This window comes from Pasteurella oralis (assembly GCF_042681465.1).
In the GTDB taxonomy this organism is placed as follows: domain Bacteria; phylum Pseudomonadota; class Gammaproteobacteria; order Enterobacterales; family Pasteurellaceae; genus Pasteurella; species Pasteurella oralis.
In genome coordinates, this window is record NZ_JBHUFP010000027.1 from 1 (window position 1) to 26,717 (window position 26,717).

22 protein-coding genes are annotated in these 26,717 nt (G+C 38.1%); 17 read left to right on the top strand and 5 right to left on the bottom strand.

The features are described from left to right. Positions 1-446 precede the first annotated feature (446 nt). The 4 genes from secE to rplA all read left to right on the top strand — a co-directional run bounded on the left by secE (position 447) and on the right by rplA (position 2,687). Positions 447-851 (top strand): preprotein translocase subunit SecE, encoded by a 405-nt coding sequence (secE, locus tag ACFSAV_RS11230; protein WP_101775172.1) that lies wholly within the window; start codon positions 447-449, stop codon positions 849-851. 1 nt (position 852) lies between these two features. Continuing rightward, complete coding sequence (gene nusG, locus ACFSAV_RS11235; RefSeq protein ID WP_101775173.1) at positions 853-1,404, top strand: transcription termination/antitermination protein NusG; 552 nt, start codon at positions 853-855, stop codon at positions 1,402-1,404. A 160-nt stretch (positions 1,405-1,564) separates the two neighbouring features. Beyond that, positions 1,565-1,993 carry a 50S ribosomal protein L11 gene (rplK, locus tag ACFSAV_RS11240; RefSeq protein WP_005763439.1) on the top strand — a complete coding sequence of 143 codons (429 nt, stop codon included), beginning with the start codon at positions 1,565-1,567 and terminating at the stop codon, positions 1,991-1,993. Positions 1,994-1,997: 4 nt separating this feature from the next. Next, positions 1,998-2,687, top strand: a complete 690-nt coding sequence (rplA, locus tag ACFSAV_RS11245) for a 50S ribosomal protein L1 (protein ID WP_101775174.1) — start codon at positions 1,998-2,000, stop codon at positions 2,685-2,687. 69 nt (positions 2,688-2,756) lie between these two features. Here rplA and ACFSAV_RS11250 read toward each other — a convergent pair whose 3' ends face one another. The 3 genes from ACFSAV_RS11250 to ACFSAV_RS11260 all read right to left on the bottom strand — a co-directional run bounded on the left by ACFSAV_RS11250 (position 2,757) and on the right by ACFSAV_RS11260 (position 6,509). Then, entirely contained in the window at positions 2,757-3,899 is a 1,143-nt protein-coding gene (locus tag ACFSAV_RS11250) for a glycerate kinase (protein ID WP_379099733.1), read from the bottom strand. Positions 3,900-3,911: 12 nt separating this feature from the next. Continuing rightward, a complete protein-coding gene (locus tag ACFSAV_RS11255) occupies positions 3,912-5,288 on the bottom strand; it encodes a GntP family permease (RefSeq protein ID WP_379099736.1) in 1,377 nt (458 codons plus the stop codon). Between the two features lie 123 nt (positions 5,289-5,411). Continuing rightward, a complete protein-coding gene (locus ACFSAV_RS11260; protein WP_101775177.1) occupies positions 5,412-6,509 on the bottom strand; it encodes a sugar diacid recognition domain-containing protein in 1,098 nt (365 codons plus the stop codon). A gap of 412 nt (positions 6,510-6,921) precedes the next feature. Between ACFSAV_RS11260 and rplJ the strand changes: the two genes are divergently transcribed. From rplJ to glmS, 9 genes are all read left to right on the top strand, one after another. After that, on the top strand, positions 6,922-7,413 hold the full coding sequence (rplJ, locus tag ACFSAV_RS11265) for a 50S ribosomal protein L10 (protein ID WP_049214725.1): 492 nt from the start codon (positions 6,922-6,924) through the stop codon (positions 7,411-7,413). 51 nt (positions 7,414-7,464) lie between these two features. After that, a complete protein-coding gene (rplL, locus tag ACFSAV_RS11270; protein WP_379099740.1) occupies positions 7,465-7,833 on the top strand; it encodes a 50S ribosomal protein L7/L12 in 369 nt (122 codons plus the stop codon). A gap of 275 nt (positions 7,834-8,108) precedes the next feature. After that, positions 8,109-12,137, top strand: coding sequence for a DNA-directed RNA polymerase subunit beta (gene rpoB, locus ACFSAV_RS11275; protein ID WP_379099742.1), 4,029 nt, complete (start codon positions 8,109-8,111; stop codon positions 12,135-12,137). 110 nt (positions 12,138-12,247) lie between these two features. Next, positions 12,248-16,507 carry a DNA-directed RNA polymerase subunit beta' gene (rpoC, locus tag ACFSAV_RS11280; protein WP_379099745.1) on the top strand — a complete coding sequence of 1,420 codons (4,260 nt, stop codon included), beginning with the start codon at positions 12,248-12,250 and terminating at the stop codon, positions 16,505-16,507. A gap of 141 nt (positions 16,508-16,648) precedes the next feature. After that, entirely contained in the window at positions 16,649-17,443 is a 795-nt protein-coding gene (nudC, locus tag ACFSAV_RS11285; RefSeq protein WP_379099748.1) for an NAD(+) diphosphatase, read from the top strand. After that, positions 17,440-18,504, top strand: a complete 1,065-nt coding sequence (gene hemE, locus ACFSAV_RS11290) for a uroporphyrinogen decarboxylase (RefSeq protein ID WP_379099751.1) — start codon at positions 17,440-17,442, stop codon at positions 18,502-18,504. Before nudC ends, hemE begins: the two co-directional genes overlap by 4 nt. A gap of 13 nt (positions 18,505-18,517) precedes the next feature. Next, a complete protein-coding gene (locus tag ACFSAV_RS11295) occupies positions 18,518-19,108 on the top strand; it encodes a YjaG family protein (protein ID WP_101775182.1) in 591 nt (196 codons plus the stop codon). Between the two features lie 151 nt (positions 19,109-19,259). Further along, a complete protein-coding gene (locus ACFSAV_RS11300; protein ID WP_049214718.1) occupies positions 19,260-19,532 on the top strand; it encodes an HU family DNA-binding protein in 273 nt (90 codons plus the stop codon). Between the two features lie 214 nt (positions 19,533-19,746). Further along, on the top strand, positions 19,747-21,579 hold the full coding sequence (gene glmS, locus ACFSAV_RS11305; RefSeq protein ID WP_379099755.1) for a glutamine--fructose-6-phosphate transaminase (isomerizing): 1,833 nt from the start codon (positions 19,747-19,749) through the stop codon (positions 21,577-21,579). A 110-nt stretch (positions 21,580-21,689) separates the two neighbouring features. Here glmS and ACFSAV_RS11310 read toward each other — a convergent pair whose 3' ends face one another. Then, positions 21,690-21,950, bottom strand: a complete 261-nt coding sequence (locus ACFSAV_RS11310) for a YfhL family 4Fe-4S dicluster ferredoxin (RefSeq protein ID WP_101775184.1) — start codon at positions 21,948-21,950, stop codon at positions 21,690-21,692. 83 nt (positions 21,951-22,033) lie between these two features. On the opposite strand from ACFSAV_RS11310, the gene ACFSAV_RS11315 reads away from it, so the two are divergent. From ACFSAV_RS11315 to ACFSAV_RS11330, 4 genes are all read left to right on the top strand, one after another. After that, entirely contained in the window at positions 22,034-22,729 is a 696-nt protein-coding gene (locus ACFSAV_RS11315) for a ribonuclease T2 family protein (protein ID WP_101775185.1), read from the top strand. A 121-nt stretch (positions 22,730-22,850) separates the two neighbouring features. Then, on the top strand, positions 22,851-24,014 hold the full coding sequence (gene pgk / locus ACFSAV_RS11320; RefSeq protein ID WP_101775186.1) for a phosphoglycerate kinase: 1,164 nt from the start codon (positions 22,851-22,853) through the stop codon (positions 24,012-24,014). A gap of 112 nt (positions 24,015-24,126) precedes the next feature. Continuing rightward, positions 24,127-25,206 carry a class II fructose-bisphosphate aldolase gene (fbaA, locus tag ACFSAV_RS11325; RefSeq protein WP_379099760.1) on the top strand — a complete coding sequence of 360 codons (1,080 nt, stop codon included), beginning with the start codon at positions 24,127-24,129 and terminating at the stop codon, positions 25,204-25,206. A 622-nt stretch (positions 25,207-25,828) separates the two neighbouring features. After that, positions 25,829-26,266, top strand: a complete 438-nt coding sequence (locus ACFSAV_RS11330) for an O-antigen ligase family protein (RefSeq protein ID WP_379099763.1) — start codon at positions 25,829-25,831, stop codon at positions 26,264-26,266. Positions 26,267-26,354: 88 nt separating this feature from the next. Here ACFSAV_RS11330 and ACFSAV_RS11335 read toward each other — a convergent pair whose 3' ends face one another. After that, positions 26,355-26,711 carry a diacylglycerol kinase gene (locus ACFSAV_RS11335; protein WP_379099766.1) on the bottom strand — a complete coding sequence of 119 codons (357 nt, stop codon included), beginning with the start codon at positions 26,709-26,711 and terminating at the stop codon, positions 26,355-26,357. Positions 26,712-26,717: the final 6 nt, after the last annotated feature.

Genomic DNA, 26,717 nt, shown 5'->3' on the forward strand with positions numbered 1-26,717 from the left:
GGTCGTACAGTGGGTGCTGGTGTTGTAGCGAAAATTATCAAATAATTGAATTTTCAATTAGATTGAATAATAGAGGAAGGCGTATCGAGAGGTACGCCTTTTTTTTGTGGTTGAGTGTTTTTGTGTAGTATTTTTGCTTGGTTGGATAGACTGGATAGATTGGTTATACAAAACGCATGTTTTATACTGACATGCGTTTGTACTTTTAAGAATGATGGAATGTTAACTTCTTAGGCTTTTAGCTTCGGTGTTATCATGATTCAATGAGAAGTGTGATAAAACTTCACCAAAACTGACCGCACTTATATATAGATGTAATGAATTGAGATTGGTACTAACTTAATTAAAAAATGATTCTTCTATATATGCAATCATAAAATAAAGTGCTACAATCACGCGTTCAGAAACGAATCCCTATTTTTTTAGATTAAGTAATGGATTAAATTATGGCGTTAGAAATTAAGAAAAATACGCACGAAGATGATAGCTTAAAGTCAAAAGGCCTAAATAGTTTTTTATGGATTTTAGTTGTTGCTGTCATTGCAGGGGCGGCATTAGGTAATATCTACCTTGTAGAACAATTTTCTACCCCAATTCGTGTTGTTGGTGTAGTTATTTTATTGCTTGTTGCGCTCGGTATTGCGGCATTAACAAATCAAGGCACAAAAGCACGTCATTTTTTCAGCGAGTCGAAAATTGAATTAAGAAAAATTGTATGGCCTTCGCGTCAAGAAGCAACTCAGACCACTTTTATTGTTGCAGGTGTCACAATCCTTGTTTCATTAATTTTATGGGGATTAGATTCAGTTATCGTTGCATTAATTACGTTCTTAACAGATTTGAGGTTCTAATATGACAGATACCGCACCAAAAAAACGTTGGTATGTATTACAGGCTTTTTCAGGTTTTGAAGGGCGTGTGGCAGCAACTTTACGTGAATATATTAAATTACATCAAATGGAAGATCAGTTTGGTGAAGTACTTGTCCCAACAGAAGAAGTTGTTGAGAATGTGGCTGGGAAAAGACGTAAAAGTGAACGTAAATTTTTCCCTGGCTATGTATTAGTTCAGATGGAAATGAATGATGAAACTTGGCATTTAGTACGTAGTGTTCCGCGTGTAATGGGATTTATTGGTGGTACAGCCGATAAACCTGCACCGATTTCACAGCGTGAAGCGGATAGAATTTTAAACCGTTTACAAGAAAGTTCAGAAAAACCACGTCACAGAAAAGAATTCCAGCCTGGTGAAGAAGTTCGCGTCACTGAAGGACCATTCGCTGACTTTAATGGTACTGTGGAAGAAGTGGATTATGAAAAAGGTCGCTTAAAAGTGTCTGTTTCTATTTTTGGTCGTGCAACACCAGTTGAACTTGAGTTTAGTCAAGTGGAAAAAACAAACTAGATTCTGACCGTATTTTATTAATGCTTGATGTAAGCATAAAGTGCAATCATATTTTGAGTAATTTTACTTGAAGTTTGGGCTGTATTTAATTAGAATACAGCCTTTTCGTAAACAGGGGAGCTAGTAATAGCGTTATTACCCATTCTAGAGGAAGCTAAAAATGGCAAAAAAAGTACAAGCCTATGTTAAGTTGCAAGTTGCAGCTGGTATGGCTAACCCATCACCACCAGTTGGTCCTGCATTAGGTCAACAAGGTGTAAACATTATGGAATTCTGTAAAGCATTTAACGCTCGTACTGAGAGCTTAGAAAAAGGTTTACCAATTCCCGTTGTTATCACTGTATATGCAGACCGTTCATTTACTTTTATCACCAAAACACCACCTGCCGCAGTATTATTGAAAAAAGCAGCTGGTATCAAGTCTGGTTCGGGTAAACCGAACAAAGATAAAGTGGGTAAAGTCACTTTAGAGCAAATCCGTCAAATCGCTGAAACTAAAGCGGCAGATATGACTGGTGCATCTATCGAAACTAAGATGAAATCAATCGCTGGTACTGCTCGTTCAATGGGCTTAGTGGTAGAGGAATAATACGATGGCTAAATTGACTAAAAAAATGAAAGCAATCAAGGCTGGCGTAGATTCTACTAAAGCTTATGAAATCAACGAAGCAATCACTGTATTAAAACAGTTTGCAACTGCAAAATTTGTTGAGAGTGTAGATGTTGCGGTTAACTTAGGTATCGATCCTCGTAAATCTGATCAAAACGTACGTGGTGCAACAGTATTGCCACATGGTACGGGTCGTTCTGTACGTGTTGCTGTATTCACGCAAGGTGCGAATGCAGAAGCTGCTAAAGAAGCTGGTGCAGATTTAGTTGGTATGGAAGATTTAGCAGACTTAGTGAAAAAAGGTGAAATGAACTTTGACGTCGTCATTGCTTCTCCTGATGCAATGCGTGTTGTTGGTCAATTAGGTCAAATTTTAGGTCCACGTGGTTTAATGCCAAATCCTAAAGTTGGTACTGTAACACCAAACGTTGCTGAAGCTGTGAAGAATGCAAAATCAGGTCAGGTTCGTTACCGTAATGATAAAAACGGTATTATCCACACAACAATTGGTAAAGTAGATTTCAGCGAAGCACAGTTAAAAGAAAACTTACAAGCGTTATTAGCTGCATTAGCGAAAGCAAAACCGACGACATCTAAGGGTGTATTCATCAAGAAAGTAAGTATTTCTACAACTATGGGTGCTGGTGTAGCTGTTGATCAGTCTTCACTATAATTCATAGAATTAATTAAAAAAAGACCGCACTTTATGGCTATAAAGTGCGGTCTTTTCTATGAAAAATAATTATTGGTTAACTTTGATAAGTTGCCAAAGTCTTGCCACGTTTTGTGCAGTAGAAATTAGATTTTCTCTACTTTTTTTCAAAGTAGTTTCTAAATTTTCTACTTGGCGTAGTATCGGAAAAACAGCATCAATACCAATATCATATATCACTTCATAGTCTTCCTTTAAACTTCCAACAATTGCAATGACAGGTTTGTTAAAGTGTTTTGCAACTTTAGCAACTCCAGCTGGTGTTTTCCCTTGCGCTGTTTGGCTATCCATTCTGCCCTCTCCAGTAATAATTAAATTAGCACTCTCAACTTGTCTTGTTAGATTGACGGCATTAATGACAATATCTACGCCTGATTGTAGTTGGGCATTAGGAAGTAATAACAAACCCGCCCCCATTCCACCTGCTGCGCCGCTACCAGGTTGTTCACGAATGTTAAGATGATATTGCTGCTCCACAATAGAAGAAAAATGATATAGCGCATGATCAAGCTGTTGTACCATTTCTACAGTCGCCCCTTTTTGTGGACCAAAAACGGCAGAGGCTCCGTTTGTACCACACAAAGGATTAGTAACATCACAAGCAATTTGAAGTTCTACTGCTTTTAGACGTGGGTCAAGATTGGTAAGATCAATAGCAGAAAGTTGCTGCAATGCAGCTCCGCCTAATTGAATTTCTCGCTGTTCCTGATCAAAGAACTTTCCACCTAATGCTTGTAGCATACCAACACCACCATCATTGGTGGCGCTGCCACCGATGCCGAGTATGATTTTTTTTATGCCGCTTTCAAGTGCTGCTTTAATTAATTGTCCCGTCCCAAAACTAGTTGTTTTTAATGGGTTTCGCTGCTCAGGTGGTACTAAATGTAATCCTGAGGCAGCCGCCATTTCAATGAAAGCAGTGTTTCTATCTCCTGATAGTCCCCATGTGGCAGAAATAGTATTACCAAGTGGAGCTATCACAGATGTTGAGATTAAACAGCCCTGTGTAGCATCGATAAGAGATTGCACTGTACCTTCACCACCATCAGCCATTGGTACTTTAATATATTGGGCGTGGGGAAAAATTTTCTTGAAGCCCGTTTCAATAGCATTAGCGACCTCAAGTGCGGTTAAACTTTCTTTAAAAGAATCAGGTGCAATCACAATTTTCATATTAAGATCCTATTAAACTAACACTAAATACAGCAGATAGACGGTTAAGATACCAACGATCCCCATGATAAAAGTCAGCATCGTTTGAGTACGATAGCCTTGTTGTGGCGTCATTTTACTGAAATTAGTCACAACCCAGTAGTAACTGTCATTTGCATGGGATACACACATTGCACCCGCTGCAATTGCCATTACAGTTAATGAGGCTGCAATTTCAGAAGTTAAACCTAATGCACTCATTAACGAATCACTAGCGTTGAACATACCCATAATTGATGCTGTAGTAATAATTGCTACTGTTGAGCTACCTTGTGCTGTTTTTAAAATAGCAGAAATCAGGAATGGGAAGAAAATACCCGCAGTGCTGATGATATGCGCATTTTGTTTAATATATTCAACGAATCCTGCTTCAGTAATCACTTTGCCTAATACTCCACCCGCTGCGGTAATAAAGAGAATAGGCCCCACTAATTTTAAAGTGTCATTTGTTAATGTATCAAATTCTGAGCTTTTACCAGACTGAATCAATAATAAGATGGCAAAAATAACACCAATAGCAAGAGCAATAATTGGATTTCCTAAGAACTGTAGCAATATACCCAAATTACCTTCTATTGCCATGATTTTACTGATTGAGCCTAATGCCATAAGTAAAATAGGTATAAAAATAGGTGCTAAACTTAAGAAACCACTTGGTAATTGGCCATATTGTTTGAGTAGTTCATCATAGCTTTTGCTAATGATTGGATCTGAATCATCTTCAATTAAAGTAATATTTTTACTTGTCCATTTTGCAAAAAGGTAACTAGCAAATAAGACGGGAAGTGAGACAACAGTCCCCATTCCAATGACAAGTAATAAATTATGGCTTAAACCAACCGCACCTGCTGCTGCAATTGGTCCTGGAGTTGGTGGTATAAAGACATGCGCAGCATAAAGCCCTGCACTCAACGCCACTGCCATACTTACTGGATTAGCGGCAATTTTTTTACGCAGAGCTTCACGTATCGGATTGAGAACAACAAAGCCACTATCACAAAAAACAGGGATACCAACAACCCAGCCCATGATCAGCATCGCAAGTTCAGGTTTTTTCTGACCAATGATTTTGACAACCATATCAGCAAGTTTTAGTGCAGCGCCTGTTTTTTCTAAAATGGTGCCTATGATTGCTCCAAAAATAATTACAATCCCAATACTTTTAAAGGTACCACTGAAACCATCACCTACAATACTCGGGATCTTATTGAGACTAATCCCAGCGATGAGTGCTAACGAAAGTGAGATAGTCATTAATGCTAAGAAAGGATGAACTTTGAGTTTTGCGATTAACCAAATCATAATAATGATGGCAATAACAAAACTAATAATGAGTGTAATACCGCTCATAATAACCTCCTTTATGTTGTTTAGGTTCAATCATTATTATTGTGAATTTGTACTAAAAAAGCTTTGTATAAAACTACAAGAATGTACAGGATGAAACGGAATTTATTGTTAGTTTGGCTAATTTTAAGGCAATAATAATGTACCCAAATATAAGATAAATAAATCAGTTATCTTATTGAAAGATAAACTAGTTATTTGCTCTATTTTATGGAGGCGGTAGCGCAATGTATTAATATGAATGAATAGCTTTTGGCTAGTGAGAGATAGATCACAATTTGATAAAAAATATTGTTGTAATGTTTTTCTAAGTAGGTGGTTTTGATCTTGTTGAATGAGTTTTTGGATTGGCTTGAGTAATTCTTCCGCTTGCCAAGAGCGAGTTAAATTTTGTAACAGGACAGGTAGCTGATATTGTTCAAAAAAGTAAATTGTTTTTTTAGGATGATATTGTAAACCATATTCAAGGGTCGAAAGTGCGGTTTGATAAGAATAATGTATTTTAGATTCACCAGTAAAGTAACCGCCGACAGCTATGTGATAATTGTGTAATATGGCTGTTTCTGGTAATAATTTAGCCAGCTCTTTGTGCTTAATTTGTGTTTGAGGAAGTAATAGTACAATTTTATCGAGTGCTAAAATTGCTAAATGATGAGTAAAATGAGGTTGTTGAAGATAGGTGATGAGTTCTTGTAGTAATTCTGCGCTAGTTGTAGATAATTGAATGATGACAACAATGTAAGGTTGCTGTAAATCAACATCAAAGAAATGGGCTTGTTGTTTAAGTTGTGTTATTTGTTGTGTTTCATCAAGCAGTTGCAGGATGAATTCTTCTTTATATCGATGCAGCCAACGTTCTTGTTCTAATAAAATATATTGCTCAATAATTAATTCAGCGGTCATTTTGACTAGCTCGGTATAAGATCTTACTTTATCAGGTTCACCAGAAATACCTACCGCGCCTACAATATTACCCAAATAGTTGATTGGCATATTGATACCTGGTTTAGCCTCAAAGTTCCATTTTTCTGCGAGTGTTTGATCAATTTCTACCACTTTATTTTCGCGTATCGCTACAATAGCGCCAATGTGTTTTTGGTTTACACGAGAACTGTCACCTGAAGCAATAATAATTCCATTTTCATCCATTACATTGACCGAGTTTTGGATAATGTTCATTGTACGGCTGACAATTTTTTGTGCGGTTTGTTTATTAATCTTCATCTCAATATATTGCACCTGATCACTGTATAAGACGTAATGATTTTGTATTATAGATTTCGTTGTCAAATGAGTTTTATAACAAAGTAAGCTTTATTAGCAAAACCTGAGAGAAACATCATAGCAGTAGTTTATTTTTTGATAAATTATATTTACAAAACAAGAAATTCTGATTATAATCCCGCATCTGAATTTTGCCATATAAATATAGTGGTGAAAATTGATGGTGCTTGACCAATTTCAAGCCCCGTCCAAGACCGTAGGGGAAATCAAGTGTTTCTTAATTATCCTACGTAGATGGTGAACAGAATAAGAATTTTTCTTGCTTCTGTGCACCGAAGTCGTCCTCATATTATTATTTATATGAGGTAATTTAAGTCCGAGAAATCGGAGTGTATTCAGGAGCTAAAAGCCAATGGCATTAAATCTTCAAGACAAACAAGCAATTGTTGCTGAAGTAAACGAAGCAGCCAAAGGTGCCCTATCAGCTGTTATTGCGGATTCTCGTGGTGTAACAGTAGATAAAATGACTGAATTACGTAAAGCAGCTCGTGAAAACGGTGTTTCAATGCGTGTAGTACGTAATACTTTATTACGTCGTGCAGTTGAAGGTACTGATTTTGAGTGCTTAAAAGATACGTTTGTAGGTCCAACACTTATCGCATTCTCTACTGAGCATCCAGGCGCAGCAGCCCGTTTGTTCAAAGATTTTGCAAAAGCAAACGATAAGTTTGAAATTAAAGGTGCAGCCTTTGAAGGTAAGATCCAAGATGTTGAATTCTTAGCAACATTACCAACTTACGACGAAGCAATTGCACGTTTAATGGGTACAATGAAAGAAGCTGCGGCAGGCAAACTTGTTCGCACTCTTGCAGCATTACGCGACAAATTACAAGAAGCAGCTTAATTCAGCCGTTTCTTTACTCGTTTAACTTTTTTACTTTAGGAATTGATTGTTATGTCATTAACTAACGAACAAATTATTGAAGCGATCGCTTCTAAATCTGTAACTGAAATCGTAGAATTAATCACTGCGATGGAAGAAAAATTTGGTGTTTCTGCAGCAGCGGCAGCAGTAGCTGTAGCAGCAGGTCCAGCAGAACCAGCTGAAGAGAAAACTGAATTCGACGTAGTTCTTGCAGGCGCAGGTGCTAATAAAGTAGCAGTTATCAAAGCAGTACGTGGTGCAACTGGTTTAGGCTTAAAAGAAGCTAAAGACTTAGTAGAATCTGCTCCAGCAGTATTGAAAGAAGGTATCTCTAAAGCTGAAGCTGATGCACTTAAGAAAGAATTAGAAGAAGCTGGCGCACAAGTAGAAATCAAATAATTTTGGTTAACTTGTTAGCCCTTCAAGGCTCGATGGCTGGTGGTTTTTCCATCAGCCATTTTGTGCTATCAAAACAGGAATAAATTTCTCCGTTTGGTTTTTTCTGTTTTTCTCAAATTAATTAAGTTGACATAATTTGGGGTATCCGCTCATCAGAAGTAAGGTTCAGAGTGCGGTCATCTGGAAACGGTATCTTAATAACATACATCGCATACATAGTGTTTATTTCTATAACATTATGTGTTTGGTTCACTGAAACACAGCAGAGGAACCCTATGGTTTACTCATATACCGAGAAAAAACGTATTCGTAAAGACTTCGGCAAACGCCCGCAAGTTTTAAATGTACCTTATTTATTAACAATCCAACTTGACTCTTTTGATAAGTTTATCCAAAGAGATCCAGAAGGTTTGCAAGGATTAGAAGCTGCATTCCGTTCTGTTTTCCCAATTGTCAGCAATAATGGCAATACTGAATTACAATATGTCAGTTATCAATTAGGTGAGCCAGTATTTGATGTAAGAGAATGTCAAATTCGTGGTACTACTTACGCTGCGCCATTACGTGTTAAATTACGTTTAGTCAGCTATGATAAAGACGCTGCACCGGGCACAATTAAAGATATTAAAGAACAAGAAGTATATATGGGGGAAATCCCATTAATGACCGATAATGGTACCTTTGTCATTAATGGTACTGAACGTGTTATCGTGTCGCAATTACATCGTAGCCCAGGTGTATTCTTTGATTCTGACAAAGGTAAAACCCATTCTTCAGGTAAAGTTTTATATAATGCGCGCATTATTCCTTATCGTGGTTCTTGGTTAGATTTTGAGTTTGATCCAAAAGATAACTTATATGCGCGTATTGACCGTCGTCGTAAATTACCTGCAACTATTATTTTACGTGCATTAAACTACACTACAGAGCAAATCCTTGATCTTTTCTTCGATAAAGTTGTTTTTGAGATTAAAGATAACAAATTGCTTATGACATTAGTGCCAGAGAGATTACGTGGTGAGACAGCAACCTTTGATATCGAAGCAAATGGTAAAGTTTATATTGAACGTGGTCGTCGTATTACTGCACGTCATATTCGTGCATTAGAAAAAGATAATGTTACACAAGTTGAAGTACCAACGGAATATATTGTTGGTAAAGTGGCTGCTAAAGATTATGTCGATTTAGATACTGGTGAAGTCATTTGTCCTGCCAATATGGAAATTTCGTTAGAAATGTTGGCGAAATTATCACAAGCAGGCTATAAAACTATTGAAACGTTATTCACTAATGACTTAGATCATGGTCCTTATATTTCAGAAACATTGCGTGTTGATCCTTCGAATGATCGTTTAAGTGCGTTAGTTGAAATTTATCGTATGATGCGCCCAGGTGAACCACCTACGAAAGAAGCAGCAGAAAATTTATTTGATAATCTATTCTTTTCATCCGATCGTTATGATTTATCTGCAGTGGGTCGTATGAAATTTAATCGCTCTTTAGGTATTGATGAAGAGACTGGTAGCGGCATTTTAAGTAATGATGACATCATCGGTGTGATGAAGAAACTGATTGAGATCCGTAACGGTCGCGGTGAAGTGGATGATATTGACCACTTAGGTAACCGCCGTATTCGTTCAGTGGGCGAAATGGCGGAGAATCAATTCCGTATTGGTTTAGTGCGTGTTGAGAGAGCTGTGAAAGAACGCTTGTCTTTGGGCGATTTAGATGCCGTGACGCCACAAGATTTGATCAATGCAAAACCTATTTCTGCGGCGGTGAAAGAATTCTTTGGTTCTTCACAACTTTCACAATTTATGGATCAAAATAACCCGTTATCAGAAGTGACGCACAAACGTCGTATTTCTGCATTGGGTCCGGGTGGTTTAACACGTGAACGTGCAGGCTTTGAGGTGCGAGATGTTCACGCAACGCACTATGGTCGTGTCTGTCCAATCGAAACACCTGAAGGTCCAAACATTGGTTTGATTAACTCACTTTCTGTTTACGCGCGTACTAATGACTATGGATTTTTAGAAACACCATATCGTAAAGTAGTGAATGGTCAAGTGACGGAAGAAATTGAATATTTATCTGCAATTGAAGAAGGTAAGTATGTTATTGCACAGGCGAACTCAAATTTAGATGAAGATTTCCGTTTTACTGATGCTTTCGTCACTTGTCGTGGTGAACATGGTGAATCTGGTTTATACCGTCCAGACGAAATTCATTATATGGACGTTTCAACTCAACAAGTGGTTTCTGTTGCTGCGGCGTTAATCCCATTCCTTGAACATGATGATGCGAACCGTGCATTAATGGGTGCAAACATGCAACGTCAAGCAGTACCAACATTGCGTGCGGATAAACCATTAGTCGGTACTGGTATTGAAAAAGCAGTAGCAGTGGACTCTGGTGTCACTGTTATCGCGAAACGTGGTGGTACAATTCAATATGTTGATGCTTCACGTATCGTAGTAAAAGTCAATGAAGATGAAACGATCCCAGGTGAAGCAGGTATTGATATTTATAATCTTGTTAAATATACCCGTTCAAACCAAAATACTTGTATTAACCAAGTGCCTTGTGTGTCTTTAGGTGAACCTATTGGGCGTGGTGAGGTGTTAGCTGATGGTCCTTCAACGGATTTAGGTGAGCTAGCACTTGGTCAAAACATGCGTGTCGCCTTCATGCCTTGGAATGGTTATAACTTTGAAGACTCGATGTTAGTGTCTGAGCGTGTGGTACAAGAAGATCGTTTCACAACAATTCACATTCAAGAACTTTCTTGTGTGGCGCGTGACACTAAATTAGGCTCTGAAGAAATCACAGCAGATATTCCAAATGTGGGTGAAGCCGCATTAAGTAAACTGGATGAATCAGGTATTGTTTATATTGGGGCAGAAGTTAAAGGCGGAGATATTCTGGTGGGTAAAGTGACACCAAAAGGTGAAACACAATTAACTCCAGAAGAAAAATTGTTACGTGCAATCTTTGGTGAAAAAGCATCTGATGTTAAAGATTCTTCATTACGTGTACCAAACAGTGTATCGGGTACAGTTATCGACGTTCAAGTCTTTACTCGCGATGGCGTAGAAAAAGACAAACGTGCGCTTGAAATCGAAGAAATGCAGTTAAAACAAGCGAAAAAAGACCTTGTGGAAGAATTAGAAATCCTTGAAGCTGGCTTGTTTACTCGTGTACGTAATCTCCTTATCGCTGGTGGTTTTGAAGCGAAAAATTTAGATAAATTAGACCGCACTAAATGGTTAGAGCAATCATTAAGTGATGAGTCACAGCAAAATCAATTAGAGCAGCTTGCTGAACAGTACGAAGAATTACGTAAAGAATTTGAGCGTAAGCTAGAAGTTCAACGTGGCAAGATCATTCAAGGTGATGATTTAGCACCAGGCGTATTGAAAGTAGTGAAAGTATATCTTGCTGTTAAACGCCAGATTCAACCAGGTGATAAGATGGCTGGTCGCCACGGTAACAAAGGGGTTATCTCAAAAATTAATCCTGTGGAAGATATGCCATACGATGAAAACGGTCAACCAGTTGATATCGTGTTGAACCCGCTGGGTGTTCCATCACGTATGAATATCGGTCAGATCTTAGAGACGCACTTAGGTTTAGCTGCGAAAGGTATCGGTGACAAGATCAATGCCATGATCAAGCAGCAACAAGAAGTGGCGAAATTGCGTGAGTATATGCAAAAAGCCTACGACTTGGGTCACGGTTCACAAAAAGTGGATTTAAGCACTTTCACTGATGAAGAAGTGATGCGTTTAGCACAGAACTTACGTAAAGGTTTACCGCTCGCAACCCCTGTATTTGATGGTGCACACGAAAGCGAAATCAAAGGTCTATTAGAGTTAGGTGGTTTACCGACTTCAGGTCAAATTACTTTATTTGATGGTCGTACTGGTGAGAAATTTGAGCGTCCAGTAACTGTAGGTTATATGTATATGCTCAAATTGAACCATTTAGTTGACGACAAAATGCATGCGCGTTCAACGGGTTCTTATAGCTTGGTTACACAGCAGCCATTGGGTGGTAAAGCACAGTTCGGTGGTCAGCGTTTTGGTGAGATGGAGGTATGGGCTCTTGAAGCATACGGTGCAGCATATACCTTACAAGAAATGCTAACTGTGAAATCTGATGACGTGAACGGTCGTACTAAGATGTATAAAAACATCGTAGGTGGTACACATCAAATGGATCCAGGTACACCAGAATCTTTCAACGTAATTATGAAAGAAATTCGCTCGCTTGGTATCAATATTGATTTGGATGAAGATTAATCTGACATCATAGCCAAGCTTGGTGTGAAGCAATGTACGCTCAAGTGCGGTGAAAATTTTTAAAATTTCGACCGCACTTGAATAAGTTTAACTCCGACAGGAGCAAATCTGTGAAAGACTTAGTTAAGTTTTTAAAAGCACAATCAAAAACAAGTGAAGATTTTGATGTGATCAAAATTGGTTTAGCCTCACCTGACATGATCCGTTCTTGGTCATTTGGTGAAGTTAAAAAGCCTGAAACCATTAACTACCGCACATTCAAACCAGAACGTGATGGTCTTTTCTGTGCCCGTATTTTTGGACCAGTAAAAGATTATGAATGTTTATGTGGTAAATATAAACGCTTAAAGCATCGTGGTGTGATTTGTGAAAAATGTGGTGTTGAAGTTACGCAAACTAAAGTACGTCGTGAGCGCATGGGGCACATTGAACTTGCCTCACCAGTGGCGCACATTTGGTTCTTAAAATCACTGCCGTCTCGTATTGGTTTATTATTAGATATGCCATTACGTGATATTGAGCGTGTATTATATTTTGAATCATATATTGTGATTGAGCCGGGCATGACTGATTTAGAAAAAGGTCAGCTGTTAACCGAAGAGCAGTATTTAGATGCAGAAGATCGTTGGGGTGATGAGTTTGACGCAAAAATGGGTGCAGAAGCAATTCAAGCCTTATTGCGCGATATGGACTTGCCTCAAGAATGTGAAAACTTACGTGAAGAATTACAAGAAACCAACTCAGAAACGAAACGTAAGAAAATCACTAAACGCTTAAAATTATTAGAAGCCTTTATTCAATCGGGTAACAAACCAGAATGGATGGTGATGACGGTATTACCCGTATTACCGCCAGATTTGCGCCCATTAGTCCCGCTTGATGGTGGTCGTTTTGCAACTTCGGATTTGAACGATTTGTATCGTCGTGTGATTAACCGTAACAACCGTTTAAAACGCCTTTTAGACTTAATCGCACCAGATATTATCGTGCGTAACGAAAAACGTATGTTACAAGAGTCTGTCGATGCATTATTAGATAATGGACGTCGTGGTCGTGCAATTACTGGTTCTAACCGTCGCCCATTAAAATCACTTGCGGACATGATCAAAGGTAAACAGGGTCGTTTCCGTCAAAATCTATTAGGTAAACGTGTTGACTATTCAGGTCGTTCAGTAATCACCGTAGGTCCATATTTACACCTACATCAATGTGGTTTACCGAAGAAAATGGCATTGGAATTATTCCGTCCGTTTATCTATGCAAAATTAGAAAGCCGTGGCTTCGCTTCAACGATTAAAGCAGCGAAGAAAATGGTTGAGCGTGAAGATGCGATCGTATGGGATATCTTAGCTGACGTGATTCGTGAGCATCCAATTTTATTAAACCGCGCACCAACCTTGCACCGTTTGGGTATTCAAGCATTTGAACCTTTATTAATCGAAGGTAAAGCGATCCAATTACACCCACTTGTTTGTGCGGCGTTTAACGCGGACTTCGACGGTGACCAAATGGCGGTTCACGTGCCATTGACATTAGAAGCACAGTTAGAAGCCCGTGCATTAATGATGTCAACTAACAACATTTTATCACCAGCAAACGGTGAACCAATTATCGTTCCTTCACAAGATGTGGTATTAGGTCTGTATTATATGACTCGTGATAAAGTGAACGGTAAAGGCGAAGGCATGTTGCTACAAGATCCACGTGAAGCGGAAAAAGCGTATCGTACAGGTCAAGCAGAATTACATTCACGTGTGAAAGTGCGTATTACTGAATATGCGAAAAACGCAGCAGGTGAATTTGAGCCACAAACAAACTTAGTGGATACCACTATTGGACGCGCTATCCTATGGATGATTGCACCAAAAGGTATGCCGTTTAGCTTGTTTAACCAAACCTTAGGTAAAAAAGCAATTTCTAAATTGATTAATGAAAGCTATCGCCGTTTAGGGATGAAACCGAGTGTGCTTTTCGCTGACCAAATTATGTATACTGGTTTTGCTTATGCAGCACGTTCTGGTTCATCAGTGGGTATCGATGATATGGTGATCCCAGCGAAGAAATATGAAATTATTTCTGCAGCAGAAGAAGAAGTCGCGGAAATTCAAGAACAGTTCCAATCAGGTCTAGTGACAGCAGGTGAACGCTATAACAAAGTGATCGATATTTGGGCTGCAGCAAATGAACGCGTAGCAAAAGCGATGATGGAAAATCTGTCTACAGAAGAAGTCATTAACCGTGAGGGTCAGCCAGAAAAACAAGCTTCATTTAACAGTATCTTTATGATGGCAGATTCTGGTGCGCGTGGTTCTGCAGCACAGATTCGTCAGCTAGCGGGTATGCGTGGCTTGATGGCACGTCCAGATGGTTCGATCATTGAAACACCAATTACCGCAAACTTCCGTGAAGGTTTGAACGTATTACAGTACTTTATTTCAACTCACGGTGCGCGTAAAGGTCTTGCGGATACAGCATTAAAAACAGCAAACTCTGGTTACTTAACCCGTCGTTTAGTGGACGTGGCACAAGATTTAGTGATCATCGAAGATGACTGTGGTACACACGAAGGTATCGTGATGACCCCATTAATTGAGGGCGGTGATGTTAAAGAAGCATTACGTGATCGTGTATTAGGGCGTGTTGTTGCAGAAGATGTATTAAAACCAGGTACTGAAGATGTATTAATCCCACGTAATACTTTATTAGATGAGAAGTTATGTGATGTGATTGATGAAAACTCAGTCGATAGCATTAAAGTACGTTCAGTTGTAACTTGTAATACAGACTTTGGAGTGTGTGCAAAATGTTATGGACGTGATCTTGCACGTGGTCACTTAATTAACCAAGGTGAAGCGGTGGGTGTGATTGCAGCACAATCAATCGGTGAACCAGGTACACAGTTGACCATGCGTACGTTCCATATCGGTGGTGCGGCATCTGCGGCAGCGAAAGAATCCAGTGTTCAAGTGAAAAATACAGGTACATTACGTTTAGCTAATGTGAAATTCGTGACTAACAACGAAGGTAAATTAGTATTAACTTCACGTAACACAGAACTAACGATTATTGATGCTTTTGGTCGTACAAAAGAACATTATAAAGTGCCTTACGGTGCGATCCTAAGCAAAGCTGATGGCCAAGAAGTCAATGCAGGTGAAACGGTTGCAAATTGGGATCCACATACTATGCCAGTTGTTTCTGAGGTAAGTGGTTTCGTGAAATTCATGGATATCATTGATGGCTTAACTGTAACCCGTCAAACGGATGAATTAACTGGTTTATCATCAATTGTTGTACAAGATGTAGGTGAGCGTGCAACGGCTGGTAAAGATTTACGTCCAGCGATTAAACTTGTTGATACAAAAGGCAATGATATTTTAATCCCAGGCACAGATGTAGTTGCTCAATACTTCTTACCAGGTAAAGCAATTGTGACTTTAGATGATGGTGCAGAAGTACACATTGGTGATCCATTAGCACGTATTCCACAAGAATCTGTGGGTACGAAAGATATTACTGGTGGTCTTCCTCGCGTTGCAGATTTATTTGAAGCGCGTAAACCGAAAGAACCAGCTATCTTAGCTGAGATCTCTGGTATCGTATCATTTGGTAAAGAAACTAAGGGTAAACGCCGTTTATTAATTACACCAGCGGAAGGCGAAACTTACGAAGAAATGATTCCTAAATGGCGTCAGCTCAACGTATTTGAAGGTGAAATGGTTGAGCGTGGTGACTTGATTTCTGATGGCGCAGAGACTCCGCATGATATTTTACGTTTACGTGGTGTACATGCAGTTACTGACTACATTGTGAATGAAGTTCAAGAAGTTTACCGCTTACAAGGGGTAAAAATTAACGATAAACACATCGAAGTTATTGTGCGCCAGATGTTACGTAAAGCAATTATCACCAAAGCTTATGACTCTGAGTTCTTAGAAGGTGAACAAGTTGAAGTTGCGCGTATTAAGATCGTAAATCGTAAACGCGAAGCTGAAGGTAAACCATTAGTTGAATTTGAGCGTGAATTACTTGGTATTACTAAAGCATCTCTTGCAACCGAGTCATTTATCTCAGCTGCATCATTCCAAGAAACAACACGTGTGTTAACGGAAGCTGCAGTTGCTGGTAAGCGTGATGAATTACGTGGCTTGAAAGAAAATGTCATCGTTGGTCGTTTAATTCCAGCAGGTACAGGTTTTGCTTATCACCAAAATCGCCAGAAGAAAGTCATTATGTCTGATGATGTTCCAGTCAAACTTTCTGCAGCAGATGAAGAAGAGATTGCTTCAGAATTTGTGATGACTTCTGAGGATGCAAGTGCAAGTTTAGCTGAAATGCTAAATATGGTTGAAGTTGATGATGCACAATAAGCACTAATAGCTCAAAACCCCGAACAAATGTTCGGGGTTTTTTATTCGCTAAATGACCAAATTCCTTTTATAATGACCGCACTTTATTCAGTTATTATCGCCAAAAGAGCGGTCAGTTTTTTCAAAATTTTGTGAGTTTATATGAAACCAATTCAACCTAATGACACTGGATTTTGGCTGTTAACACAAGGGTCATCTTTGCATCTCATTGAAGGTCAGCTACCACAGGGAAAAGCGCTTGATTTTAATTTACAAGGTTTAAATGCGATGGTGATTGGTGAACTAGCACGACAACCAGTGTATTTAGTTGAAGAAAAGTTATCTGATTCAAGGCAATATTTCTCTTTACGTGATCAGTTATTCTTACCTGAAGATGTATTTAATGTGTTGAGTTGCGGTGTTGAACTGAATTATTTTCTTAATACACATCGCTTTTGTGGTAAATGTGGTTCCCCCACTCAAATTACAGAAAATGAATGGGCAGTAGAATGTCAAAATATGCATTGCACATACCGTACTTACCCTGTGATTCATCCTTGTATTATTGTGGCTGTACGCCGTGGACGTGAGATTTTATTAGCTAACCATTTACGTCATAAAGGTGGAATTTATACTACATTGGCTGGGTTTGTCGAAGTTGGGGAAACCTTTGAACAAGCAGTACATCGCGAAGTTTTTGAGGAAACAGGTATTAAAATTAATAATCTACGTTATTTTGGTAGTCAGCCATGGGCATTTCCAAATTCGGTAATGGTTGGGTTTTTAGCTGACTATGAAAGTGGGGAAATTTGTTTACAAGAGGCTGAGATTTGTGATGCAAAATGGTTTCGTTATGATAGCGTTTTACCAGAGCTTCCACCACGAGGGACTATTGCATTGAAATTAATTGAGCATACATTAAAGCTTTGTGCGGAAGAAGAAAGGAAAATAAAATGACAACATTAAAAAATGATCGTTATTTACGCGCATTATTGCGCCAGCCAGTAGACATGACACCAGTTTGGATGATGCGACAAGCGGGACGTTATTTACCTGAATATAAGGCAACGCGCGCAATGGCAGGTGATTTTATGTCTTTATGTCGTCATGCAGAATTAGCTTGTGAAGTGACATTACAACCGCTGCGTCGCTACGCACTTGATGCGGCAATTTTATTCTCCGATATTTTAACTATTCCTGATGCAATGGGGCTGGGTTTGAGTTTTGGTGCTGGCGAGGGACCTAAGTTCGCACATCCTATTGAAAGTAAAAGTGCGGTTGATAATTTACCGATTCCAGATCCAGAGGGGGAATTGCAATATGTAATGAATGCGGTACGTACTATTCGCCACGAACTAAAAGGTGAAGTGCCATTGATAGGCTTTTCTGGTAGCCCATGGACATTAGCAACTTATATGGTTGAAGGTGGAAGCAGTAAGGCATTTACTAAAATTAAAAGAATGATGTATGCCGAACCGCAATTGTTGTATCGCTTATTAGATAAATTAGCAAAGGCAGTAATACTCTATTTAAATGCTCAGATTAAAGCTGGTGCACAGTCAGTGATGGTTTTTGATACATGGGGCGGCGTTCTTGGACATCGTGAGTATTTAGATTTTTCATTGCAGTACATGCATAAAATTGTTGATGGTTTGATTCGTGAAAATGAAGGTCGTAAAGTCCCTGTAACTTTATTTACTAAGGGGGGAGGTCTATGGCTGGAGGCAATGGCTGAGACGGGTTGTGATGCTTTAGGATTAGATTGGACCGTCAATCTAGCAGAAGCGAAAGCTCGAGTTGGACATAAAGTTGCTTTACAGGGTAATATGGATCCTTCTGTGTTATATGCTTCTCCTGACCGTATTGAACAAGAAGTGCGGTCGATTTTAGCCGATTTTGGACAAGGAAGTGGGCATGTGTTCAATTTAGGACATGGTATTCACCAAGATGTACCTGAGAGCAGCCCAAAAGTGTTTGTTGATGCTATTCATCACTATTCTAAAAATTACCATAAATAAAGTACGATAAATCATGAGAAATCCGATTCATAAACGTTTAGAAAATCTTGAAGCTTGGCAGCATGTCACTTTTATGGTTTGCTTATGTGAACGTATGTTGCCTAATTTTCAGTTATTTTGCCAAGTGACTGAACAAGATAGTAACGCAAAAATATATCAGAATATTCTTAATCTGGTATGGGAACATTTAACTGTGAAAGGAGCTAAAATCAACTTTGAAAGCCAATTGGAAAAATTGGAACACATCATTCCAGATGTGAATGATTATAAATTTTATGGGGTGTTACCAGCTATTGATGCTTGTGAGGGGCTTTCTGAATTGCTGCATGCTATTATTGCGGGTGCTACGCTAGAACAAGCGATTAAATTGAGCCAACTTTCTTTATATACGATTAGTACATTATTAGAAACGCAAAATGAAAGTGAATTAAGCGAGAAAGAACTCAAAGAAAGTGAGGACATACAACAAGAATTAGATGTGCAATGGCAGATATATCGTAGTTTAAAAGAGTGTGAAGAACGCGATGTATCCCTCATATTAAGTTTAAAAAATGAGTTGAGAGATAGTGGAATCTCCAATATTGGTATAAAAATTGAGCAATAATGTGATGTTTATTACAATTTTTAAAAATCTTGCTTTGTTTTATCGTTAACTTAGATTAAGCTTGCTATTGCTGTAGTTACAGTGATGATAGTTATCGGAAACACACAATGTTTTTCCTTACAATTTGAATAAAAGTAGAAGGTATTTATTTATGAATAAAACGGACTTAATCGATGCAATTGCAAGTGCAGCTGATTTAAATAAGAAGCAAGCTAAAGCAGCATTAGAAGCAACTTTAGAAGCGATTTCTGGCAGTTTAAAAGCTGGTGAGCCAGTGCAATTAATCGGCTTTGGTACATTCAAAGTAAACGCACGTAAAGCGCGTACAGGTCGTAACCCACAAACTGGTGCAGAAATCAAAATTGCTGCATCTAAAGTGCCTGCGTTCGTTGCTGGTAAAGCATTAAAAGACGCTGTAAAATAATTAAGTAATCCTTTTTACACTTTGAAAGCTCTGTGAATTATCACAGAGCTTTTTATATTGTTCTCTCACTCCAAATGATAAATTAATTTACATTTTATCGCCAACTCTATAACATGCTACTCTTCGTGATTAAATTTTTAAATTAGCAAATGTACTTATTTTATTGACAGGAAATTTAGTGTATTAGCTTTGTATTACTAAAAGAGGAAAAGCAATGTGTGGTATTGTTGGTGCGGTAGCACAGCGTGATATAGCAGATATTCTAGTTAATGGTTTACATCGTTTGGAGTATAGAGGGTATGATTCAGCAGGGATTGCAATTGTTAATGAGCAACAACAGCTACAGCGTTTACGCTGTTTAGGTAAAGTAAATACATTAGAACAGGCAATTATGATGCACCCATTGCGTGGTGGAACAGGAATTGCGCATACTCGCTGGGCGACTCATGGCGAACCTTCGGAAAATAATGCTCATCCCCATGTTTCTGCAAATTTTGCAGTTGTACATAATGGCATTATTGAAAACTATCAAGCACTACGTACTATGTTGCAAGATAAAGGTTATTTCTTTCAATCACAAACGGATACTGAGGTTATCGCGCATCTAGTCGCGTGGGAAATGCGTACTGCAGCCTCTTTACTACATGCAGTACAGTCTGTTGTGAAGCAGCTTAAAGGTGCTTATGCCATTGTGGTCATGGATTGTGAAAATCCACGTCATCTTATTGCAGCACGATCAGGTAGTCCATTAGTGATTGGGTTGGGAAACAATGAAAACTTTTTTGCTTCAGATCAGATTGCGTTAGTTAATGTAGCGAGTCATTTTATTTTTTTACAAGAAGGTGATATTGCCGAAATAACTTCTGATTCAGCGCAAATTTATGATTTAAGCGGAAAAGTGGTTTTGCGTGAAAGTCAGCACATCATTTTGACAAGTGAAACTATTGAAAAGGGCGCATTTCGTCATTTTATGCAGAAAGAAATTTTTGAGCAGCCTACCGCATTAATTAATACGATGAATGGACGAATAAGCCATGAACATATCTTATTAGAAAGTATCGGGCATAATGCAGTCGCGCTGTTAGAAAAAGTTGAACATATTCAAATTGTGGCTTGTGGTACCTCTTATCATGCGGGGATGGTTGCGCGTTATTGGTTTGAAGACTTAGCTGGAATGAGCTGTGATGTTGAAATTGCTTCTGAATTTCGTTATCGCCAAGCTGTGACACGTCACAACAGTTTGTTTATTACACTATCACAATCTGGTGAAACGGCTGATACGCTCGCTGCGTTACGTTTAGCTAAAACAAAGGATTATCTAGGCACTATAACAATTTGTAATGTAGCAGGTTCTACATTGGTAAGAGAATCGGATTTTGCTTTTATGACGCATGCTGGTGTTGAAATTGGTGTAGCTTCAACGAAAGCCTTTACGACCCAGTTAGTTAATTTGCTTATACTTGTAAGTGCAATTGGTAAAGCCAAAGGGACTATTTTGACTCAACAAGAACAGAATATTGTGCAAGCACTAAAATCGTTACCAACAGAAATTGAGAATGCATTGGCATTTGCACCAGTCATTGAAAGATTCGCGCAAGATTTTGTTGAAAAGCAACATGCCTTATTTTTAGGGCGTGGTGAATATTATCCTATTATGTTGGAAGCAGCTTTAAAGCTAAAAGAAATTTCTTATATTCATGCTGAAGCCTATGCTGCGGGTGAGTTAAAACATGGACCATTAGCTTTGGTTGATGCAGATATGCCTGTTATTGTCATTGCACCAAGTAATTTACTTTTGGAAAAAGTAAAATCGAATATTGAAGAGGTTCGGACGCGAGGTGGACAACTTTATATTTTTACAGATGAAAAGGCAGGCTTTTTCGAGAGTGAGGGGATAAAAGTTATCAGTATGCCAAAAGTGAATACGTTGACAGCACCTATTTTTTATATCGTCCCTATGCAGTTGTTAGCTTATTATGTGGCTTTGATGAAAGGGACTGATGTAGATCGACCGAGAAACTTAGCTAAAGCAGTTACTGTTGAGTAGTAAGCAATGAAATGAGCAAAACTTTGCAAAAACTGACCGCACTTTACTTCACTTTTGACTGTAATGCTGATTGACTATTGAAATCACTATTACACTCATTTAAGTTGTGATTACAATTTATCGGCATGGTGAATCATTACGAAACGTTCCCAAAGCTGCTCATTGCTTTCAATGTGTTCTGGATCCGTGATGATACAGTTGTTGATTGGACAGACTTTTTGGCAGGTCGGGATTTCATAATGCCCAACGCATTCGGTGCACAGTGCGGGGTCTATGACATAAATTTCATCGCCCATTGAAATAGCCTTATTTGGACATTCTGGCTCACACATATCGCAATTTGTGCATTTGTCAGTGATTAAAAGTGCCATGATCTTTGTCCTTTGCTATTGCTGTGTTAAAGTGAAGGCGTCTGATTATAATGAATACCGTTTAAAAGTGAAGTAGGAATTTTATGAACGAGAAAAAAACACTACAGCTTTCTATCTTTGTCGTTTGTTTTTTAATGTTTTTATTGTCTGGATGGTATTACTTTTCTAAGCAAAAACAAGCAGTTGAAATTATTGTTGATCGTAATTATGACTATGTCATGAAAAATGATCCTATTGGGCAAAATGCGAATGCACCTACTGATTATTATACTTTTGTCCTTTCTTGGTCTCCAGCCTTTTGTGAAAAACAACGTCAACGTTATGGTGAAGATTTACCTAACTCTTTGCAATATCAATGTGGTCTAACACAACAATTCGGTTGGGTGATCCATGGCTTATGGCCACAAAATGAACGTGCTAGACGAGTTTCTGATCAGCCTCGCTTTTGTAAAGGCGATTTACCTATAGTACCACAGGAAATTATTGAGCAATATTTACCAGAGTCACCAAGTGCTAGTTTACTACAGGGAGAATGGGAAAAGCATGGCGCTTGCGCTTTTATGCATGCAAAAGATTATTTTGAAAAACAGCGTGAATTATACCGCACGTTAAAGTTGCCAAATTATGAGCTTAGCCGCAATGAATTATTTCAATGGTTACGTAAAAATAATCAGCAATTGAAAAATGCATACTTAGGTGCGAGTCGTAATGAATTGTTTATTTGTTATGATTTGAATTGGAGAGTGATTGATTGCCCAAGAAGTCGAACAGGGTATTAATTTTTATTCATTAAATGATGAAAAATGTTTGATCTAACGCAGTTACACCCTAGTTAGAAAGGGGTATAATGCCAGCAGTTTTTTCGAAATTTTAATTTAACTAAATAAAAGAGGACAAGATATGTCAGTGATCAAAATGACAGACTTAGATTTAGCCGGCAAACGTGTGTTTATTCGTGCTGATCTGAATGTGCCAGTAAAAGATGGTAAAGTGACTTCTGATGCACGTATTCGTGCAACGATTCCAACTTTAAAACTTGCTTTAGAAAAAGGGGCGAAAGTTATGGTAACTTCCCATTTAGGTCGCCCGACAGAAGGTGAGTTTGATGAAGCAAGTTCTTTAAAACCTGTTGTTGATTACTTAAATACACATTTAGATGTACCTGTTCGTTTAGTGCGTGATTATTTAGATGGTGTTGAGGTTAAAGAAGGCGAAATTGTTGTATTAGAAAACGTACGCATTAACAAAGGCGAGAAGAAAAATGATCCTGAATTAGGTAAAAAATATGCGGCACTTTGTGATGTTTTTGTGATGGATGCTTTTGGTACAGCTCACCGAGCTCAAGCATCAACTTATGGCGTAGCAGAATATGCGCCAGTTGCTTGTGCTGGTCCATTGTTAGCGGCAGAATTAGATGCATTAGGTAAAGCATTAAAAGAACCAGCGCGTCCAATGGTTGCAATTGTTGGTGGTTCAAAAGTATCAACTAAATTAGAAGTATTAAATTCATTATCAAAAATTGCAGATCAAATCATCGTAGGTGGTGGTATTGCAAATACTTTTATTGCTGCAGCAGGACATAATGTTGGTAATTCATTGTATGAAGAGGATTTAATTCCTGTGGCAAAAAATTTAGCAGCAAGCACTGATATTCCAGTGCCAGTTGATGTGCGTGTGGGTACAGAATTTTCTGAAACAGCACCAGCAGTAGAAAAAGCAGTGAATGAAGTGCAAGATGGTGAATCTATTTTTGATATTGGCGATAAATCAGCAGAACAACTCGCTGAAATAATCAAAAATGCGAAAACTATTCTTTGGAATGGTCCTGTCGGTGTCTTTGAATTCCCTAATTTCCGTAAAGGAACTGAGATTATCTCTCATGCAATTGCAAATAGTGAAGGTTTCTCTATTGCTGGTGGTGGCGATACTTTGGCTGCAATTGATTTATTTGGTATCAAAGATAAAATCTCTTATATTTCAACAGGCGGTGGTGCATTCTTAGAATTCGTAGAAGGTAAAGTATTACCAGCAGTTGAGATTTTAGAAAAACGTGCACAAAGTTAATCTAAAAAATAACTAATAATGTTATGAATGATGCGCGAAAGCGTATCATCATGGAATGAAATTATAAAAGGGTGAGTGAGACACTTTATAACAACATAAAGGAAGCAGAAAAATGGCTAAACTATTAGATATTGTAAAACCAGGTGTGGTGACTGGTGATGATGTACAAAAAATCTTTGCTTATGCGAAAGAAAATAACTTTGCAATCCCAGCAGTAAACTGTGTTGGCTCTGACTCAGTGAATGCCGTATTAGAAACTGCGGCACGTGTTAAAGCACCTGTCATTATTCAGTTCTCAAACGGTGGTGCACAATTCTATGCCGGTAAAGGTTTAAAACCTACAAGTGGTGCACGTACTGATGTATTAGGTGCGATTGCTGGTGCAAAACATGTTCATCAATTAGCTGAAGAATATGGTATTCCTGTTATCCTTCATACAGACCATGCTGCGAAAAAACTGCTGCCTTGGATTGATGGTTTACTTGATGCAGGTGAAAAACATTTTGCCGAAACAGGTAAACCATTGTTTTCATCTCATATGATTGACCTTTCAGAAGAACCAATGGAAGAGAATATGGCTATTTGCCGTGAATATCTTGCACGTATGGACAAAATGGGGATGACACTAGAGATTGAGATTGGTATTACTGGCGGTGAAGAAGACGGTGTGGATAATTCTGATGTTGATGAGTCTAAGCTTTATACTCAACCTGAAGATGTGTTGTTTGTTTATGATCAATTAAATCCAATTAGCCCACGTTTCACCATTGCTGCTGCATTTGGTAATGTGCATGGTGTTTATAAGCCAGGTAATGTCAAATTGAAACCATCTATTTTAGGTGCATCACAAGAATTTGTTTCGAAGGAACGTAATCTACCGGCAAAATCATTAGATTTTGTTTTCCATGGCGGTTCAGGCTCAAGTCGCGAAGAAATTCGTGAAGCCATTAGTTATGGTGCAATTAAAATGAATATTGATACTGACACACAATGGGCATCTTGGGAAGGTATCTTAAATTTCTATAATGCTAATAAAGATTATCTGCAAGGGCAATTAGGAAATCCAGAAGGGTCAGATTCACCAAATAAAAAATATTATGATCCACGTGTTTGGTTACGTAAAATGGAAGAATCGATGTCTAAACGTTTAGAACAATCTTTTGAAGATTTAAATTGTGTTGATGTGCTATAACGTTTTAGATAAATAGAAAATTTGACCGCACTTTTAAAAGTGCGGTTTTTTTAGCTTTTTATTTAAGAGTTTAACATGGAGTAGTAATGGGTTTATCAAAAAAGAATATCATGTCGTTATGTGTTAACTTAACTGTTGGCTTATTTTTTATATTTATCTTAACTGTTAAAGATAGGCATAATATTGCGCCTATTTTTTGGGTTTTGATTGGCGCTGGCTATTTTATTACTTTTTTCTTAAGAAGAATGCATGGTCTATTTCATCGTTTGGTAACGTATTGATATTAAGTTATATCTTCTATTTTAGCTTGTTTTTATTTTCTTTTGTTTTCCATAACGGTAGAATTCGAGAACTTGATAATCCTAGCTGTTTACTTATTTTTTTACCTTTGTTACTTTTGTTTACCTACTATCCTATTCGTTTTAAAACTATAGCTATCAGTATTCTTTTTGGTGCTTTTCTTGCAAGTATTATTGCATTTTACGATTGTTTCATCTTGTCTTCTCCCATCGCTTATTCTGCCGGGATGATGCAGATTCAGGCTGGAGATATTGCAATGGATTTAAGTATGTTTTCTTTGGTCATGAGTTTATATTTTGCGGGATGTAAAAGATATTTCATAATGGCTTTTTGTCTTGTTTCGACTTTGTCAGCTCTATTTGGACGTTTTTTATCAACAGCAAGAGGCGGATGGATTGGCTTACCTATTATTGTACCGTTAATTTTGTATTGTTTTATCGCTATTACACTAATCACAATAGTCAGTGTTGCCACATTACCTCTGTTTAAAGCCATGCAGCGAGTATACCAAGCCCAAGATGAGATCACGGCATATTTTGTAGCGAATAATGGTAGTACTTCTGTTGGTGCTCGTTTTGATATGTGGAAAAGTGCTTTGCTGATGGCAAGAGAAAAACCAATATTAGGTTGGGGAGTTGAGGGCGTTGGTGAGGAAAGGAAAAGACAAGCAGAACAGCAAATTATTAGTCAATTTGCTGGGCAATTTAATCATGTGCATAACCAGTATTTAGATGATTTATCAAAACGAGGTGTTTTGTGATTGGTTGCACTATTATCTATATTTTATGGCGCGTTAAAAACATTTGAAGTAAGTCGAATATAAAAATAAAAATTTGTTTTTACTTTGTTCAATAGAGTAGTACGACTGTCCAAACAACTAACACATTCATCATTGAAATAAAAACAGCAGCAGAACCGAAATCTTTTGCTCGTCCAGAAAGTTCATGGTGATCTAAACCTACACGATCAACTACAGCTTCAATTGCACTATTGACTAATTCAAGCGCGAGTACTAACAGTAGTGAACCGAGCATCAGTGCAATTTCAATACCATTTTCAGCTAACCAAAATGCTAGAGGTACAAGAAACAAAGCAGCAAAAAGTTCATGGCGAAAAGCAGTTTCAAATTTGACCGCACTTTTCAATCCCTTAAGTGAATAACCAGTTGCTTTGATTAAATGAGTTAGACCTGTTGTTTTATACATTTTTAT

Excerpts from the sequence above, each read along its gene's own strand:
- secE (WP_101775172.1), top strand. The coding sequence starts at position 447 with ATGGCGTTAGAAATTAAGAAAAATACGCACGAAGATGATAGCTTAAAG.
- nusG (WP_101775173.1), top strand. The coding sequence starts at position 853 with ATGACAGATACCGCACCAAAAAAACGTTGGTATGTATTACAGGCTTTT.
- rplK (WP_005763439.1), top strand. The coding sequence starts at position 1,565 with ATGGCAAAAAAAGTACAAGCCTATGTTAAGTTGCAAGTTGCAGCTGGT.
- rplA (WP_101775174.1), top strand. The coding sequence starts at position 1,998 with ATGGCTAAATTGACTAAAAAAATGAAAGCAATCAAGGCTGGCGTAGAT.
- ACFSAV_RS11250 (WP_379099733.1), bottom strand. The coding sequence starts at position 3,899 with ATGAAAATTGTGATTGCACCTGATTCTTTTAAAGAAAGTTTAACCGCA.
- ACFSAV_RS11255 (WP_379099736.1), bottom strand. The coding sequence starts at position 5,288 with ATGAGCGGTATTACACTCATTATTAGTTTTGTTATTGCCATCATTATT.
- ACFSAV_RS11260 (WP_101775177.1), bottom strand. The coding sequence starts at position 6,509 with ATGAAGATTAATAAACAAACCGCACAAAAAATTGTCAGCCGTACAATG.
- rplJ (WP_049214725.1), top strand. The coding sequence starts at position 6,922 with ATGGCATTAAATCTTCAAGACAAACAAGCAATTGTTGCTGAAGTAAAC.
- rplL (WP_379099740.1), top strand. The coding sequence starts at position 7,465 with ATGTCATTAACTAACGAACAAATTATTGAAGCGATCGCTTCTAAATCT.
- rpoB (WP_379099742.1), top strand. The coding sequence starts at position 8,109 with ATGGTTTACTCATATACCGAGAAAAAACGTATTCGTAAAGACTTCGGC.
- nudC (WP_379099748.1), top strand. The coding sequence starts at position 16,649 with ATGAAACCAATTCAACCTAATGACACTGGATTTTGGCTGTTAACACAA.
- hemE (WP_379099751.1), top strand. The coding sequence starts at position 17,440 with ATGACAACATTAAAAAATGATCGTTATTTACGCGCATTATTGCGCCAG.
- ACFSAV_RS11295 (WP_101775182.1), top strand. The coding sequence starts at position 18,518 with ATGAGAAATCCGATTCATAAACGTTTAGAAAATCTTGAAGCTTGGCAG.
- ACFSAV_RS11300 (WP_049214718.1), top strand. The coding sequence starts at position 19,260 with ATGAATAAAACGGACTTAATCGATGCAATTGCAAGTGCAGCTGATTTA.
- glmS (WP_379099755.1), top strand. The coding sequence starts at position 19,747 with ATGTGTGGTATTGTTGGTGCGGTAGCACAGCGTGATATAGCAGATATT.
- ACFSAV_RS11310 (WP_101775184.1), bottom strand. The coding sequence starts at position 21,950 with ATGGCACTTTTAATCACTGACAAATGCACAAATTGCGATATGTGTGAG.
- ACFSAV_RS11315 (WP_101775185.1), top strand. The coding sequence starts at position 22,034 with ATGAACGAGAAAAAAACACTACAGCTTTCTATCTTTGTCGTTTGTTTT.
- pgk (WP_101775186.1), top strand. The coding sequence starts at position 22,851 with ATGTCAGTGATCAAAATGACAGACTTAGATTTAGCCGGCAAACGTGTG.
- fbaA (WP_379099760.1), top strand. The coding sequence starts at position 24,127 with ATGGCTAAACTATTAGATATTGTAAAACCAGGTGTGGTGACTGGTGAT.
- ACFSAV_RS11330 (WP_379099763.1), top strand. The coding sequence starts at position 25,829 with ATGGCTTTTTGTCTTGTTTCGACTTTGTCAGCTCTATTTGGACGTTTT.
- ACFSAV_RS11335 (WP_379099766.1), bottom strand. The coding sequence starts at position 26,711 with ATGTATAAAACAACAGGTCTAACTCATTTAATCAAAGCAACTGGTTAT.